This window comes from Undibacterium umbellatum, assembly GCF_014284125.1.
GTDB lineage: Bacteria > Pseudomonadota > Gammaproteobacteria > Burkholderiales > Burkholderiaceae_D > Undibacterium > Undibacterium umbellatum.
The window spans coordinates 71,795-88,486 of record NZ_JACOFX010000020.1 but is presented as its reverse complement, the minus strand read 5'-3'; the positions used below and the strand labels follow the sequence as shown (position 1 = coordinate 88,486).

Here is a 16,692-nt window from a genome sequence, read left to right as displayed (position 1 = left end):
CTTTTATAACCGCCAGCGACGTCACTCGCGTCTTGGCAATATATCGCCAGCCTTGTTTGCTGAAAATTTTAATCGGCAGTCACAGGCAGCTTAGAACATGAGTGTCCGCTATTGACAGTACACCTCAGGTCTCTGGCCTGTGCGCCACCATGATGCGCGTCAGTTGCAAATTGCCGAGCGCCTGATTGACCTTGTGCTCATTGTTTACATCCAGATGGCTGGTCGCTTCATCCAGCGCCAGTATTTTGGGTTGTTTGTACAAGGCACGCGCCAGCAAGACACGCTGCTTTTGCCCACCAGACAAGCTGCTGCCCATGTCACCCACCAGGGTTTGATAACCCATGGGCATCTTGCTGATTTCTTCATGAATAGCCGCCAGCCTGGCGCATTCTTCTACTCTTTGTTGATCACAATGGCTGTCAAAGAAAGCGATATTGTCCATGATGGAACCAGCCAACAAAACATCTTCCTGCATCACCGTCCCCACCAATTGGCGGTAAGTCTTGATGCCCAACTGGGTGATGGGAATATCGTCTATCAACACCTCACCTTCTGTCGGCTTTAACAAACCCAGAATGATCTTGCACAAGGTCGTCTTGCCGCAACCACTGGGCCCAACCAGGGCAATGCTCTGGCCTGCTGGTATCGTCAGGTTGACATCCTTCAATACCCAGGGTTCACCCTCGGCATAGCGGAACTTGATATTCTTCAGGGTAATCACTGCCTTGATGCGCGCGATATCGGTTTCGACAGCAGTTTCTGCTTCAGCTTCTTCCAGCACAATATCCGCCAGCCTTCCGCTATGCAGGCTCAGCATGCGGTAACTGATAAACACATCAATGAGACTGGAAATGCGCCCCGTAAAAGTACCTGCATAACTGGAGAACGCCATGAGCATGCCCACTGTCAAGGCATTTTGCATGACCTGGCCAGCACCAATATAAAACAGCGCCAGGCCCTGTATCCCAAAAATCAGGGTATTGCTGACCTTGAAGATAATCGACAGCTTTTGTGTCTTGATATCGCGGTTTTGTACATCAATCTTCAGATTCTGCCAGCGCGACAGCCGCTCAGTCTCACGGCCAAACAATTTGAGAGGTGTAACGGCACGCATGGTTTCCAGGAAGTGGGAACTCTCTTTGGAAGACAATATCAGCCGCTCTTGCGACGCTTCACGGAATGGCTGATAGAAAGCCCAGCGCAAACCTGCATAAAGAGCCACCGCACCCAACACCAGCATACTCAGCTTCAAGCTATACACCAGCATCATCACCAGCGCCAGCACGGCCATCAAGCCATCCAGCACACTCTCGACAAACATCGAAGTCAGGGTACTTTGTATCGCCCCTATCGACCCAAAGCGCGACACCACATCACCAAGATGACGTTTTTCAAAATAAGAAACCGGCAAACGCACCAGATGGGCAAACACCCGTGCTGACCACTGCAAGCTGATATCCATACTCCAGCGCATCAAAAACCAGCTACGCGCCAGGCCTATGACATTCTGCGTGATCATCAACAACGCAAAACCAAATACCAGCACTACCAGCAATTCTTTGTCACCACTGACAATGACTTCATCAATCACAAACTGATTAAACAGCGGCGAGCAAATCGCAAATATCTCCAGCGCCAGAGCCAGCGCCAATACTTTGACAATAGCAGGACGCAAGCCAACGATATGGCCAGTCAGATCACGCAGGGCAACTTGCTTCTTCTCATCCTTGGGTTTGAATGCAGGGCTGGGCGTCAACTCCAGTGCCACGCCGGTAAAATGACTGGACGCTTCCTCAACAGGAACACGCCTTTCACCCACTGCCGGGTCCAGTAACACCAGCGTGACCTTGCCACGCCAGTCCTTGCGCACGGCTTTGAGCACGACGAAGTGATTCAAATTCCAGTGCAGTATGCAAGGCAAAGCCAGTTGATCCAGTTCATCCAGCTCAAGACGCAAAGGGCGGCTATTTAATTGCATGGCCGATGCATGACGCATCAGCTGCGCCAGTGTTGCACCTTTGAGGCTGATGGAGAATTGACGGCGCAGATCAGCAAGATCAGTATGGTAGCCAAAGTGGCTGGCGACCATGGCGAGACAGGCCAGGCCGCATTCGCTGGATTCGGTTTGGAGGATAGAATGCATTTCTTATTGTTTTAGTCTACTACTCCACAACAATTCCCAAATCGACAGGACTAAGTTCACTAATATTCTCAAATTTTCCATCCGCAATGCTTTGAAGTTGAATGTACTTATTCAAGCCTATGGCTTTGCTATGTATATGAACAGCACCAAGCTCATCCTGAACCTGATAAAGCCGAAGTAAGATATCTACAGGGATTTTGTTATCACTACGTAGAAGTATTTTTTTAAAAAACTCTTCTGTTGGCTCTTTTAGAAATTCATTATCTTTTGACATTATTGGCCGCAAAATAAGGCGAGTGGATCTCCCCTTTAAATTAATTTCCATCGTTCGAGTATATCCATACAAAAAAATTGTCGCGCAGGCAAAAGCACAATTACCACTGGCTAAAGTATTTAGCTTGTACTGATCAATTAGACGAAACATTTTCCTTGTTACTTCAACTTCATCTTCAAATGCGCCGAACGATTGAATGAATTCAATACTCTTGATGGATGGATTGCTTTCTAGTTTTTTTTCAAGATCTTCAACTACAGCTTTTGTAACAGCGCCATTTATCACATACTTAGACTCAGCTTGATCAGAGTTTGCGGCGTAGGCTGAAGTACTTAAGAGCAGAAAGATCCCCAAGAATATTGATTTCATATGTATTGATTTTTAACAGAAAGTAATTTTTATTCTGAAATGAAAATACCTAATTCGTTCGGACTTAAATCGGACAGTATTGATAATTTATCGCCATACTTTGCTTGAAAAAACACAAATTTTCCATCCGCATTCGGATTTCTTTTGATGATCACCGCACCTCTACGATCGGTAGTCATATACATTTTCATCAACAATCCTTTTGGCATCTTACTGTTGCTTCGAGTAACAACGTCTCTAATATAGCTATCCGTCTCAAAAATAATACTCTCCCGTGTCGAGGTATTTTCAATCGGATGCAATCGCAATATTGTTGGATTGTTTGCTGAACCAGGTAGTAATGTCCGTTCATAACCCATCAAAAAAACAAATGCACATGTAGATTCACAATAACCACGGGCAAATGTTTTTAAGTGCCTTTCATCGATTTTTACACTAAACAAATTGACGATATCTGTTGCGTTCTTTGAAGAACCTGTCGAATTAATAAATTCGATTTCGGTAATGGCTGGATTGCTCTTTAATATCGCTTCAAAATTATAATAAGCCTCTAACGTCAATTCACCTTGAATGTGATGCCGAATAGGCGAAACATTTTGCTGGGAAAATGCATAGTTACTACAAAAAATGAAACAAATAGTTATTGTTAAAAACTTCATTTTCTATCCATTAAGAGTGAATGAAATGACGAATTAGGCATCTCACTCACTACAATTTATTTATTATCTTTAACCGTAATATCTCTTGTAAACGACCTCTTTACATGCTACATCTCCTTGGCATGCAGCGTCAAATCTCTGATATTCGCCATTTCGAGCCTCATCTGGAGCGGGCTCGCCCCAAGAATTGGAGCCAGGTGGACGAGTTTCTCCTGCATCCCAGCCTTCCAATGGATCCCGGCCAGGTTGGGGGAATTCATTGTCAAACAAACCATTAAAATCACCGCCGGCGATTACAGACATTTCTTCATTCGTTAACGATCTCATTATGTTACTTTCTTTATAGTTGGACTGAAGATGCGGTCAGTCACATTCCGCTCTAGGCATCTAAAAAAACACCTTGATTCTTTATGATCAAAATAAATGATCAAATTCCTTTATTTACCCCGTGTGTTATCGCTATCGGACATTGAGTGTGATCGCAAACAACATACGTATACGGTCAGCACCATAAGCGATAGGAGCCATTTGGGACAAAGTAGTCCCATGTAGCAGCAAACCAAATGGACTCGCTTCTGCGCCAATTTTTTTGAAAAAAGTTTTATCTTGATCGACCAAAACTGTGCACTGATGAGAAATTTCATTAAGTTGAATTTCAATTTCATCCGTAATCAACACAATCGGCAGATTCATGCCGAATCCTTGAATAAATTGCTTCAAATCTGGGATTAAATCTGTACAGTGCTGACAATTTTTTGACAATGAAATGATCAGGATCGGCATGTCAGCTTTGGCAACACCTGCCAGAATTTGGGAAGTTTCCAAATGGAATCCAAGAAAAGTCTCTTTATCAAATTGATGCATCTTTTGTGGTTTACTATCGACAAGCCTTTTTTGAGGCTCACTGATAATTTTTAAGCTTTGTAAATTTTTTCCCAACAAATTAAATGTAAATAGGAGAGCCAGAGTCGCAACAAACAAATGAGTACTGTGTTGCAATTCAATCGCAACATCAAATGAATGCAAAAAAGTGGTGCCGATAATTAAATATAGCGCGGCAAATAGAATGGAAATCCTTAAACCAATACGCCCAGAACTTGTAGTTGGAGATAATGATCCAAAGCAGTCGCATAATTTTTTTTTGTTTTTTATCTCGATAAAAAATCCGGCGATCAATACGACTATGCATACAAGTGCAGCGCCAATTTTTGTCCACGTAACTGCGATTTGGAGAAAAGAAATTGCAACAGCAATCTCAATTGCTGCAAAGTATTTGCTATAAAAAAATTCCATAAATTTGGATTCGACTTCGTTTGCAGTCGAGGCATTTTGAACGAACTTTGCCGCACCAGATACATACATAACAAGAGATAAAAACGCCGAACAAAATATGTAGATAGTCGATAACGTAGAATTAAACATGACGAGTTTTGTTATTTTTTGAAATTAGGGTTTTCTGCACATCAAATTAGATTTTTGGCCAGCACTGGCTCCAGCACCCATTCCCAAATCCTGCGCTTGTCCTGTATCACATCTGCCTCCAGCGTCATGCCTGGTTTGAGCATTTGCGCTTGGCCGTATGCATTGATGCTTTGCTCATGCAGCCTGACCTTGATCCTGTACAGCGCTTCGTTTGTGTTGAAACCATTTATGGCTTGCTGGGCATTGCTCAGGATCGTGCTGGCCAGATGCGCGGGCAATTCTGCCGGGGCAAAGGGGGTGCGGCTGACATCCGTGACAGTGGCGGTGTGCAGGCCAAATTTTTGGTAAGGAAAGGCTGCGTAGCGTATCAATACTTCTTGCCCCGGCTGGATGAAACCTGCTGTGCGGCTGGGTACATACAGATGTGCCTCCAGTGAATTTGCTTCAACATTAGCCCCCTTTATATCAACAGGTATCAGGCTCGCCAGCACTTGCCCGGCATTGATGGCCTGCCCTGGTTGGTTGGTCAGGGCGCTTACCGTACCTGCTTGCATTGCGACGATTTGCACCGCCTGGCGGTTGGCGTTTTCTGCGGCTTCTTGCTTGAGGCTGGCTTTGGCTCTTGCTATTTGTGTGAGGTCCGTTGCAAGACTATTGGCTAAAGTATCGAGTTCTGATTGCAGCGCAATCTGGTTGGCTTGCAACTGGGTTTTGCTGCGCTGCAAAGTGCTCAGGCGGGTGCTGATGTCGAGCAAGTCCTCCTGCTTTTGCTGGGTTTGTGCTGCTGAAACGTAGCCATTGCCTTGCAGGGTTTCATATTTGACGACGCTTTGTTGTGCCAGTTGCTGGCGGCGCTGGGCCAGCAGCAGTTCTTGTTCAAGCTGGGTATGTTCCAGTGTCAGGTTGGCCAGTCTTTGCTGCAGGGCCTGCTTTTTTTCCTGATATTGGCTTTGGCGCAATCTTTGTTCTGCGGCCATGCTGTCGGCACGGCTGGCAAGTTGCTGGGCGACAAGGGCGGTGATTTCACCCTGGCTGTTCTGACGTTCTGTGCTGAGTGTAAACAGGATTTGCCCGGCCTTGACTTGCTCGCCTTCTGTGACATGGCTGCTCAGCAAGATACCGGCATTGGGCGCGGCTACGCTAAGCTGGCCACCGACAGGTACAGTGACACCTGTGACACGGGCTTTTTTGGTGATGCTGCCAAGAGTGATGTAAGTGATCAGCACCGCAGCGATGACCAGGGCAACAATGGCAATCAAAGAAGCTGAGAGCGGTTGCGCCAGACGGATGGCACCCATCCATTGACTGCCTAATGCTGCGGTAACTTCAGGGCGGAACAAGGGGCTGGTGTTACTCATTGACAGCCCTACTTGTTACAAAGTGTTGCGATTTAACTGGCATCTTCGTTTATCTACGGCAATAGTCAAAAAACACAGCTTTCCTGTGTACTTGTCTAAAGCATAAATGAAAATTCTGGAGAAATGTCAAAAAAAGTTAAAAATATATTTCCAATAACTTTTGACACTATTTGACATTCATTTGCTAGAATCGCGCGCGCAGGATTTTTTCGGCTGCAGTGCATGCAGCTTTGCGCAGGCTCGCCAAAAAGCTGGACCTGTTTAAGGTAATCTGTTTTATGGCGATCTGCAGACAAGCAGTATCATCCAGTCAGCAAAGCCTTCAGCGCTGTCTTGCCCTTGCCACCTATCTGCATGATTTGCAATGCTGCCAAGGTATGCTCTGGCAGACTTTGTCTCAGTTCAAGGCGCAATTCGTTCAAGAGCTCCAGCAGCATGGCCATGTCTTTCGGCGGTGCTGTCGGGTTTTGTGTGACGATGGTGCAAAGCAGTTGGAATACCAGATGTGGTGCCATTGCATGCGCGCGTGCTGCCTTGCCCAGGCTCTTGGCATAGCGGCTGGCCTTGACTTGCGGCGTTGCCAGCAAGCCGCAAATGACATTGGCCAATGCTGCGGCTTCAAGCCGTCCTTCCAGCCAGCTGGCGACCAGGGCATCAATGGCGATGGCAGTCTGGCCAGGTTCTTTGCCTGCCAGGGCAAATGCCAGCAAGGTGATGGCGCAACCGTTCATGGGGACGGTGGGGTCCAGCAGGAGGTTCAGATAGGTTTTGTTCTGCCATGCTACTTCCCACCAATCCAGATTATTGGCAATGGCTTGCGTACCTTCGGCGAATACGGCTTCCAGGCAGGAAGGCAGCATACTCGCTGACCATAATATCTGGCTCTCATTGCCGCCGCTAAAGTCTTGCCCTCTCCAGATTTTGCCATCGCTTTTTTCATCGCGAGGGTGACGCAGTATGCTCAGGTAGACTGTGTCTATTGGTCTGGGCGCTGGTGTCACCGACAAATAGGTGTCATAGAAAGTCGTGTATTCGCTTTCCCTGGCTTCGATGTCAAAGCGATAGCGCGCAGCGTGAGCACCATCCGGCCCAAAATCGCCATACAACTGGATGAGGTTAGGGTCATCTTCATCTGGATGACGGGCGCGTGCCGCTGCGATATACAAGGCACTATCCTTACCTTTGGCAGCGATGCTGACTTGCGAGCCTAGTGCATAACGCAAGGCATGGTGGTAGGGCGTATCCGGCAGGCTGGCTGCCTGCTGGCGCAAAGAGGGATCGTTACTGGGAGCCAGGCGCAAGAGGCTGAGCACCTGTTCCTGGATGGGCTGTTGCAAGCCACATGCGTGTTGAGCACGGGCGCGCGCTATCAGGATGGCAGGGTCAATGTAGCCGCGTTGATGGGTGGCTGCGGCCAGGGGGGCAACAGATTTTCCCTGCATCAGGATATCCATCAGATCATCTGTGCGCTGGCAAATAACGCTGTGCACATCGAAATGACCCTTGGCAAATTGGCGCTCGGCTGGCAGTCTCTCTTGTTCAAACATAAAAGCCAGAAGCCGCGCCAGTTCACGTGCCAAAGGCTTGTCCAAATGATGCCAGTTGTCGGCAACGGGCTTCATTTTCCTGGCACGCTTGAGTACAGGGCCAAACTGTTTTTTTGCCTCTGCAGAAAATGGAGCAAGTCTTAGCAGGGCTTCAAAGACGGTTTCGAAACAGTCTGTGTCAATATGGTTTTCAAAGGCATGGGCGCAGGCTTGAATGAGGTCAGCAATCGTATTGATAACAGGTAGTGCACGCTGGCTGGAGATGGGCGATGGCAGTGCTTGCAGGCTGGGTAGTTGTTGTCTTGTGTCTGTTACTGCGCGAGCGGAGCCGTCTGTTGCATCGGTGATCAGCAAGGCTGACAAGGCTTCACGGTTACTGGTGGCAACATGGGGTAGCAATTGCCTGGCCTGCTCTTGCGTAGCTGCATCCATGCCCCACTTGTCCAGGCGTGTGATGATCTTCTTTTGCATATCGACGGCTTCATGCAGTAAGCCAAACACGGCGACAGACGCAGCCTCTTGTGCAAGACTGGCATCATGCTTGATCGTTTGGTCAAGCAATTTCAGTGCAGCATCCACTTGCGCCTTGACGGCAGATGAGAGCAGCGGTTGCAGGGCAGCCAGCAAGGCGCTGTTACTGATGGCATTTGCCTCCTGCAACCTGCCCAGCACCTTTAGCGCCATGCTGACGGTAGGAGGGATGCGACTGTGGCATAGACCCAGATAGCGTTCACTGAATGCGCTCATTTCTTCTACCTTGGGTGCAAGCGCATCATGGAAGCGCGAGAACCAGCCAGAGCGGAATTGTATCCAGTCTTTTTCCAGCGCACTCAGGGTTTTATCCAGCAAGACTTCACGGCGATACACGCCTTGCTGGCACAAATTCAGGAATAACTGTTGCCAGGTGTTGTCAGGGTTATGCGTGTACTTATCGCGTCCGGCGAAACTGATATCGGTCGTGCCTTCGATGTCGAACAACTGCAATAGCGGTCCTTGCAATAAGTCCGGGTCATGTTTGATCCAGTAAGCGACATCCGGCACCAGGTCTGAACGCATTTCCTGGCTCATCAGGCCCAGCAAGTAATTCTCATGTGTTGGGCGTTCAATCAAGCCGTTAATCAGCAGGCTTTGTACGATGCGAAATGCGAGTGGCCTTTGCGATATCAACGTGAGTGCCAGGTTCTCTGTGGAAGCTGGCTGGTATTTTTTCCAGAGTTCGATAAGCTCGGCTGGTTGATAAAGATAATGCCAGCAGTTTTCTGCAACGTCATCGGCATTGCCGCATAAGAAAATGGCCGCACGCAGACAATGCCATTGCTCTTCCGTGACCTTGCTGCGCCAGGCAAACTTGCTCATGTCTGAAGTGTAGCGCGATTTTTCCATGGCTTTGTTCATGCGCAGGACACTGGCTCGGTGTTGCGGCCATCGTGCCTTGTCCAGCGTTAGCAGATAGGCCATCATGCCCTGATAGTTTCCCGCGACGATGAATTCTTCCAGCGGAGTTGCTGCAACAAATGCGGCTTCGATTTTTTGCTCTGCCATGGGTATCCTAATTTTCTGTCATTGCTTCCACTGCCAGCACATGCTTGCAAGGCCCACGCAAACCCTGGTGCTTGGCATACCATGGACAAGTACAGCGCAATTCACCATCCACTTCGCGCACACGGTGCGCTATGTCTGCACTCTGGACTGTGGCTTCGAGCGGCTGTTTTTTGATGATGATGACTGCATTGTCTTTTATCAGTTCACGGGCAGCAGCCAGGCGCGGGTGCAAGTCTTCTGCCATGCTCAGATCCAGTGGCAACACGCGATGAAAGTAACTGCCTTCCGTCACATCAAATCCCAGCAGGCCAGAGACGCCAAGTATGCGCAGGCTGTCTTCTATGCTGGCTTGCGATAAATCCAGTTGTTGCGCCAAGGCTGGAGCTTGCAGCGTGGATTGCCATTGCAAATGCGCGCGCAGGAGGGGCAGGGCATTGGCATCCTGCATATTCATCAGTGCGCGCAGAGCCTGGCCCTCTCCAGAAAAACCGCGCCAGACTTCGGCACTCAGGGCCAACGTCAGGCGGGCACCGGCAAATTGCAAGACCCAGGCGCTGGCTTGCTGGGCTTCATCAGCAAAAATAGCCATGGACTTCACACGCGGCAACAAGGCTTCAAGCACGCGCAGGCGGCTACTGTCTACCAGGCGTATGCTATTCAGCTCTGGTCTGGTCGTGGTGCGCAGGCCAAAGGGGCCATGTGATATCCACAGTGGGGTTTTGCTGGTCGATGCTCTGGGCAGCGATCGCAAGAAGCGCAGGGCTTCAGCACCGCTGACTTCGACTATCTTGCGCATGCCAGCCTGGTAAGACTGCACTTCCAGCATGCCACGTATCCAGCGTAATGGCAGTTCGACTTTTTTCTCGACGACGCTGTTGCCACCCGCATGCAGGGTAAACGCATCCTGCCCGACTGAAAACGCAAGGCCAGCCGCGTCACGCACACGCGCTAGCGCTGCCCGCATGGGTGCATTGAAATCGACATTGGTCGTGCCCTTGCTGACGATATCGCCCTCATAGCTGTCAGGCAGCATGTCGACACGTATATAAGTACTGCAACAGGAAGAAAATCCTTCAAAACGCAAAATGCCCCCACCCGACGTGACTACAGGGTCAGCCAGCATGAGGTTTTTTGCCAGTGTATTGGCAGGTGTGAAAAAGCGCGAGCCGACGATGATATGTACTGCAGTCAGCAATTCTGCCGACAGGCGCGGCTGCTTTAGCAGGCCTTCAAAAAAATGCGGGTGGGCGACAACTGCTTTGTCGTCCGAGCCAGATGTGGCCAGTTGCAGCCTGGGTTTGACATCTTCTGTCAGGGCCGAGGCTTGCAGGTAATGGTAGGCGTGTGCTTGGGTAGTCATGGGCGCTAGCATATCGCTTTGTGTAGCGATTGTCATCGCGCCCGTGGCTCAGTATTTCTATTCCTTTTTCTGAAGCAGCTCAAGTATGCTGGAAAAATCCTTGCCGCCTGCACCGGCCTTGCTATGGATGCCATATAGGTTACGAACAGCTTCACCCAGCGGGATGCTTGCCTGGCTGGCCAGCGCCGCCTCGGTTGCCAGACCCAGGTCCTTGAGCATCAGGTCTACCCCAAAGCCGCCAGTGTAGCCGCGTGATGCGGGTGCGTTTTCCATGACGCCGGGATAGGGGTTGTATAGTTCCAGTGCCCAGTTGCGGCCTGAGCTTTTGCTCATGATGTCGGACAGGACTTTGGGATCAAGCCCGTTCGCCACGCCCAGTGCCAGCGCTTCTGCCGTGCCTGCCATGAGTATGCCCAGCAGCATGTTGTTGCAGATTTTGGCGGTTTGCCCGGCACCGTGTTCACCGGCGTGAAAGATGTTTTTACCCATGGCGTTCAAGACAGGGCGGGCGCGTTCGAGATCGTCCGTGGTGCCACCGACGATGAAGGTCAGCGTGCCAGCGGCTGCACCCGCTGTGCCGCCTGAGACCGGGGCATCCACCATCGCCAACCCGCGTGCGGCTGCGGCTTGCGCGACCTTTTTGGCAGATTGTGGGGCGATGGTGCTGCAGTCTATGATCAGTGCGCCATTGGCGATATGAGCGAGTATGCCTTCGTCGCCGAGATAGAGGCTTTCTACATGGCGGCTGGCGGGCAGCATGCTGATGACGATGTCTGCGCCTTCTATGGCTTGTCTGGCGTTGCTGGCGGCCAGGGCACCTGCGTCTGCCAGTGTTTTGAGGGCAGAGGGGGAGAGGTCGAAGACGGTGATAGGGTAGCCTGCCTTGAGCAGGTTAAGGGCCATGGGCGCGCCCATGTTGCCGAGGCCGATGAAGGCGATTTTTGATTGGTTTGACATGTGGTTATCTCCTGGTTTTAGTTTCTTCTTTATATTGCTAGACGCGTAGTCTAGGCCGGGCTCGTAGGTTGGACCGGGCCTCGCTAGGCCACGCTTTACCAGCCCAACACTGGGCGTTTGAAAAGCGACGTACGTTATTGCAAGGCCGAGTGTTGGGCTGATGAAGCGTAGCCCAACCTACGGACCTCGGCTTGATACTTACGCAGCTGCTTTTTGCATATTTTCACTCGCACCCAAATCCCGCAAAGGATGCTGCTCTGCTGCCCAAAGATGTGTGAAGTATCGCTCACCATCCTGCGGCTGCAATTCACTCAAACTAACCGGCAACCATTGTGGTTTTTGATCCTTGTCCACAATCAGTGCCCGTATCCCTTCCGCAAAATCATGGCCTTTCGCGCAGGCGAGTGCTGCCACCAGTTCCATGCGGAAGATTTCTGCCAGCGACAGATGCTTGCCGCGTTCTTGCAGCGCATGAGCCAGCCAGGCAGATGTCGGACTGCCTTTTTGTAGGCTACTGACGGCTTTTTGCAGCCAGGGATGTTCTTCCTGCTGTGCTGCATCTACCGCCAATAATTGCGCGACGATGGCTGGCAAATCAGCCGGACTGCACAGGCGATTGATGAGGTCGAAATTGGAACGCAAGGGACCTGCGGTGTCGCTGGATTGCGCCGAGAATTCATGAAGGATTTGGCTCAAGCGTTGGTGGTTCTGATATGTTTGATTGCTCCAGGCAGCAGCCTGCAAAGTCGTCAGCACATCTGTCTTACTGGCATGTGGCAAGGCCACGTCGGCCAGTTTCACAAACAGTGCGTCACTGGCATTGATACTGGCACCCGTCAATGCCAAAAACAAACCCAGCTTGCCTGGCATGCGGTTCAGGAACCAGGTGCCGCCTACATCGGGGAACAGGCCTATGGCTATCTCCGGCATGGCGAGGCGGGATTTTTCTGTGACGACGCGGTGACTGGCACCGGCCATCAAGCCTATGCCACCGCCCATGACGATGCCGTGGCCCCAGCATAATATGGGTTTGCGGTAAGTGTGGATTTGATAGTCGAGGCGGTATTCCTGTTCAAAGAAATCCAGGGCATAGGCATTGCCGAGCAAGTCATCTTTTTTATCAGATGCATGATGCTCACGCATGCTGGCGTACAGGTTTTGCAAGTCGCCGCCTGCACAAAATGCTTTTTCGCCAGCGGCTTGCAAGACCACCATGGCAATGCTGCTGTCTTCATCCCAGGCTTGCAATTGCTTGCCCAGTAATTGCACCATTTCCTTTGACAAGGCATTCAGGGTTTTTTCTGAATTGAGGGTGGCCACACCTAGCTGCATGCCGTTGGCAGCAGGCAGGGTGTGGAACAGGACTGGGGCGTCGCTCATGCATTCCTCCACACGGGTGGGCGTTTTTCCAGAAAGGCAGTGACGCCTTCTTTTTGATCGGCGGTATCAAACAAGGCCAGGAAGGCTTCGCGTTCTTGCGGCAAGACGGTGGAAAGCGGTTGCTGGCGCGCACCCTGTATCAACTTCTTGCAAGCCTTGACGCTGGTTGGGCTTTGCTTGCCAACCTGCTTGGCCAGCGCCAGTGCGTGTTCGAGTGCGCCGCCGGTGGCGACCACTTCTTCGACCAGACCTATGCGCAGGGCAGTTGCAGCATCGACTCGTTCACCGCACAAGATCAGGCGCTTGGCCCAGCCTTCACCGACCAGCCATGCCAGGTTTTGCGTGCCGCCAGCGCAGGGCAGCAAACCGACTGAAGCTTCTGGCAAGGCCATCTGCGCCTGGGTTTCGGCAATGCGCAAATCACAGGCCAGCGCGCATTCGAGGCCACCGCCCATGGCGTAGCCATTGATGGCAGCGATGGAAACACCACGGAAGCGGCTCAGGGTTTCAAATGCCTCTCCAAAGCGGCGTGCCATGTCGAGAGCTACGGCCTTGTCGCCATCGGCAAACAGCTTTAAATCTGCCCCGGCTGAAAAGAATTTCTGGCCTGAGCCTGTGATGACGAGGCTGTAGATATCTGAGTCCGCATTGAGGTCATTGACGAGTTGCGTCAATGCCTGCAAACCCGCAGCAGTCCAGGTATTGGCGGGCGGGTTGGCCAGGGTCACCAGGGCAGTGTGGCCTATGATTTCGCATCGCAGATTGGTGTAGTTACTATACTTGCTCATAAAAATTCCTCGCTTGCGGGTTGGTTTAGCATGTGACGGGCGACGATGACGCGCATGATTTCATTCGTGCCCTCGAGTATCTGGTGCACCCTGACGTCGCGCAGGAAACGCTCCAGCGGGTATTCGCGTATATAGCCGTAACCGCCATGGATTTGCAGGGCTTCATTGCAGACGGCAAAGCCGGTATCGGTCGCCAGACGCTTGGCCATGGCGCAATACACTGAGGCGTTGTCAGCCTTGCTGTCGAGCTTGCTGGCAGCGAGGCGTACCATCTGGCGTGCTGCGACCAGCTCGGTTTGCATGTCGGCCAGCTTGAATTGCAGTACCTGAAAATCAGACAGTTTTTTCTGGAACTGCATGCGCTCATTCATGTAGGCTTGCGCGCTATTGAGTGCCGATTGCGCCGCACCGATGGAGCAAGTGGCAATGTTGATGCGGCCACCGTCTAGGCCACGCATGGCAATGCGAAAGCCTTCGCCTTCATCACCCAGCAAGTGGCTGCGCGGTATGCGTACCTGGTCAAAATTGACGGTGCGGGTGGGCTGGCTGTTCCAGCCCATCTTGTCTTCTTTCTTGCCATAGCTGATGCCGGGCAAATCAGCCGGAACTGCAAAAGCAGAGATACCGCCAGCGCCATCACCACCCGTGCGTGCCATGACGACCAGCATATTGGTGGCACCTGCGCCTGAGATAAAAGCCTTGCTGCCATTGAGGATATAGCTGTCGCCATCCAGACGGGCGCTGGTGCGCAGTGATGCCGCGTCAGAACCCGACCCAGCTTCGGTCAGGCAATACGAGGCCAGTTTCTTGCCTGCTGCCAGCCTGGGTACCCATTCCTGCTGTACTTCTGGCGTGCCCCAATTGGCGATCATCCAGCTCGCCATATTGTGTATCGTGATGTAAGCTGTGGTCGAAGGGCAGGCGCGCGCCAGCTCTTCAAAAATGATGACTGCATCCAGCCGCGTCAGTCCCAGCCCGCCCAGTTCTTCTGGCACATACAGCCCGCAAAACCCCAGCTCTCCGGCATGGGCGATGACGTCCAGCGGGAAGTGCGAAGTGGCATCCCAATGCGCGGCTTGCGCCGTCATTTCATGGGCGGCGAAGCTGCGGGCAGATTGCTGGTAGGCGCGCTGGTCTTCACTAAGATCGAAGTCCATGATGGCCTCCGATTACTTCAGTGAGATGGTGGTATTCACCTTGCCAGCGCTGACGCTGTCATCAAACCAGCGTGCCGTGATGGTCTTGGTCTGGGTGTAGAACTGTATGACTTGTTTGCCGTAGGGGCCCAGGTCACCGAGTTTGGATGCGCGTGAACCGGTAAATGAAAACAGCGGTACAGGTACAGGGATAGGCACGTTGATGCCGATCTGGCCTACATCGATGTCTTCTTCAAAGGTGCGGGCGGCAGCGCCAGACTGGGTGAACAGTGCGGTGCCATTGCCGTTAGGGTTGGCATTGATGATGGCGATGGCGTCGGCCAGAGTATCTGCCTGCATGATGCACAATACCGGGCCAAAGATTTCTTCTTCATATACACGCATGCCAGGCTTGACGCCAGTGAAGACAGTAGGGCCTACGAAGTTGCCATGCTCATAGCCAGGTACTTGTGGTGCGCGGCCATCCAGCACCAGCGTGGCACCTTCAGCAATGCCTTGGGCGATCAGGCTTTCTACGCGTTCTTTGGCAGTACATGAAATGACCGGGCCTATGTCCGTATTGGCTTCTGCACCTGCATTGATCTTGAGGCTGCGGGCGCGGTCCAGCAAATCTGGCACCCACTGGTTTGCTTCACCCACCAGGATGACCACAGACAGTGCCATGCAACGCTGGCCAGCCGCACCAAAGGCAGCACCGGCGAGGTTGTTCAGGGTTTGTTCTTTATTCGCATCCGGCAGGACGATGGCGTGGTTCTTGGCACCCATCATGCATTGTGCACGCTTACCCGCCAGTGTCGCGCGGTTGTAGACATGTGTGCCTACGCGGGTGGAGCCGACGAAAGACACGGCCTTGATATCAGGGTGGTCGCAAATCGCATTGACGATTTCTTCACCACCATGCACCACGTTCAGCACACCAGGCGGCACACCAGCCTGCATCGCCAGCTCAGCCAGACGCATGGTGACCATGGGGTCTTGCTCGGATGGTTTCAGGATGAAGGTATTGCCGCAGGCGATTGCCATTGGGAACATCCACAGCGGTATCATGGCCGGGAAGTTGAAAGGGGTGATGCCAGCACACACGCCGAGTGGCTGGTTCAATGTATAGGTATCTACACCGCTGGCAACGTTATTGGCGATCTCGCCCATTTGCAGGTTGCCGATATTGGCGGCATGCTCAACCACTTCCAGCCCACGGAATATATCGCCTTCCGCATCGGCCAGGGTCTTGCCCTGTTCGGCTGTCAGCAATGCAGCCAGCTCGGCCATGTTTTCACGTATCAGTTGCTGGTATTTCAAAAAGATGCGGGCGCGTGTGCCTATCGCTGTCTTGCGCCAGGTCTTGAACGCGGCCTTGGCAGCATCGACTGCGGCCTGCATTTCATCTGGCGTGGCAAACGGCACATGGGCCAGCACCTGTTGCGTGGCCGGGTTGATCACATTACGCCATTGCGTGGATTTGGAGTCTATCAGTTCGCCGTTGATGAGCAGTTTGACGTTGGGAGCCTGGGTAAGAGTAGCCATGATGCTTTCCTGAACCTTCCTGATTGCGCACGGACAGACGGCGGGCCACGCCCGCAACAACAGCCGCACTGATGCCTGAAAAACAGGATGATTACCGCATGCAGAAACCGGACGCAGCAATAATCCTGACCATGGGCATGCACCGTGTGGACGCACACCCGCCACGCACCTTCCGTACGTGACCAGACCTTGGGAAAAAAAGTAAGAAGCAA

Annotated in this window: 12 protein-coding genes; all 12 read right to left on the bottom strand. The window is 51.8% G+C overall.

Annotated features, from left to right (window positions below):
- Window positions 1-124 precede the first annotated feature (124 nt).
- The 12 genes from H8L47_RS25350 to H8L47_RS25295 all read right to left on the bottom strand — a co-directional run bounded on the left by H8L47_RS25350 (window position 125) and on the right by H8L47_RS25295 (window position 16,480).
- Entirely contained in the window at window positions 125-2,143 is a 2,019-nt protein-coding gene (locus tag H8L47_RS25350; RefSeq protein WP_186956469.1) for a peptidase domain-containing ABC transporter, read from the bottom strand.
- A 19-nt stretch (window positions 2,144-2,162) separates the two neighbouring features.
- Entirely contained in the window at window positions 2,163-2,786 is a 624-nt protein-coding gene (locus tag H8L47_RS25345) for a hypothetical protein (protein ID WP_186956468.1), read from the bottom strand.
- A 29-nt stretch (window positions 2,787-2,815) separates the two neighbouring features.
- A complete protein-coding gene (locus H8L47_RS25340; RefSeq protein ID WP_186956467.1) occupies window positions 2,816-3,445 on the bottom strand; it encodes a hypothetical protein in 630 nt (209 codons plus the stop codon).
- A gap of 459 nt (window positions 3,446-3,904) precedes the next feature.
- The gene (locus tag H8L47_RS25335) at window positions 3,905-4,867 is read right to left on the bottom strand and encodes a MauE/DoxX family redox-associated membrane protein (RefSeq protein ID WP_186956466.1); all 963 of its coding nucleotides are present in this window, start codon (window positions 4,865-4,867) and stop codon (window positions 3,905-3,907) included.
- 41 nt (window positions 4,868-4,908) lie between these two features.
- On the bottom strand, window positions 4,909-6,225 hold the full coding sequence (locus H8L47_RS25330; RefSeq protein WP_186956465.1) for an HlyD family secretion protein: 1,317 nt from the start codon (window positions 6,223-6,225) through the stop codon (window positions 4,909-4,911).
- Window positions 6,226-6,527: 302 nt separating this feature from the next.
- Window positions 6,528-9,314, bottom strand: a complete 2,787-nt coding sequence (locus H8L47_RS25325; protein ID WP_186956464.1) for a DUF6493 family protein — start codon at window positions 9,312-9,314, stop codon at window positions 6,528-6,530.
- A 7-nt stretch (window positions 9,315-9,321) separates the two neighbouring features.
- Window positions 9,322-10,710, bottom strand: a complete 1,389-nt coding sequence (locus H8L47_RS25320; protein WP_222616680.1) for an SWIM zinc finger family protein — start codon at window positions 10,708-10,710, stop codon at window positions 9,322-9,324.
- Window positions 10,711-10,731: 21 nt separating this feature from the next.
- On the bottom strand, window positions 10,732-11,631 hold the full coding sequence (gene mmsB, locus H8L47_RS25315) for a 3-hydroxyisobutyrate dehydrogenase (RefSeq protein WP_186956462.1): 900 nt from the start codon (window positions 11,629-11,631) through the stop codon (window positions 10,732-10,734).
- A gap of 198 nt (window positions 11,632-11,829) precedes the next feature.
- On the bottom strand, window positions 11,830-13,011 hold the full coding sequence (locus H8L47_RS25310) for an enoyl-CoA hydratase/isomerase family protein (RefSeq protein WP_186956461.1): 1,182 nt from the start codon (window positions 13,009-13,011) through the stop codon (window positions 11,830-11,832).
- A complete protein-coding gene (locus tag H8L47_RS25305; protein WP_186956460.1) occupies window positions 13,008-13,799 on the bottom strand; it encodes an enoyl-CoA hydratase in 792 nt (263 codons plus the stop codon). The genes H8L47_RS25310 and H8L47_RS25305 overlap by 4 nt, the downstream gene beginning before the upstream one ends.
- The gene (locus H8L47_RS25300) at window positions 13,796-14,956 is read right to left on the bottom strand and encodes an acyl-CoA dehydrogenase family protein (RefSeq protein WP_186956459.1); all 1,161 of its coding nucleotides are present in this window, start codon (window positions 14,954-14,956) and stop codon (window positions 13,796-13,798) included. The genes H8L47_RS25305 and H8L47_RS25300 overlap by 4 nt, the downstream gene beginning before the upstream one ends.
- 12 nt (window positions 14,957-14,968) lie before the next feature.
- Entirely contained in the window at window positions 14,969-16,480 is a 1,512-nt protein-coding gene (locus tag H8L47_RS25295; RefSeq protein WP_186956458.1) for a CoA-acylating methylmalonate-semialdehyde dehydrogenase, read from the bottom strand.
- Window positions 16,481-16,692 lie beyond the last annotated feature (212 nt).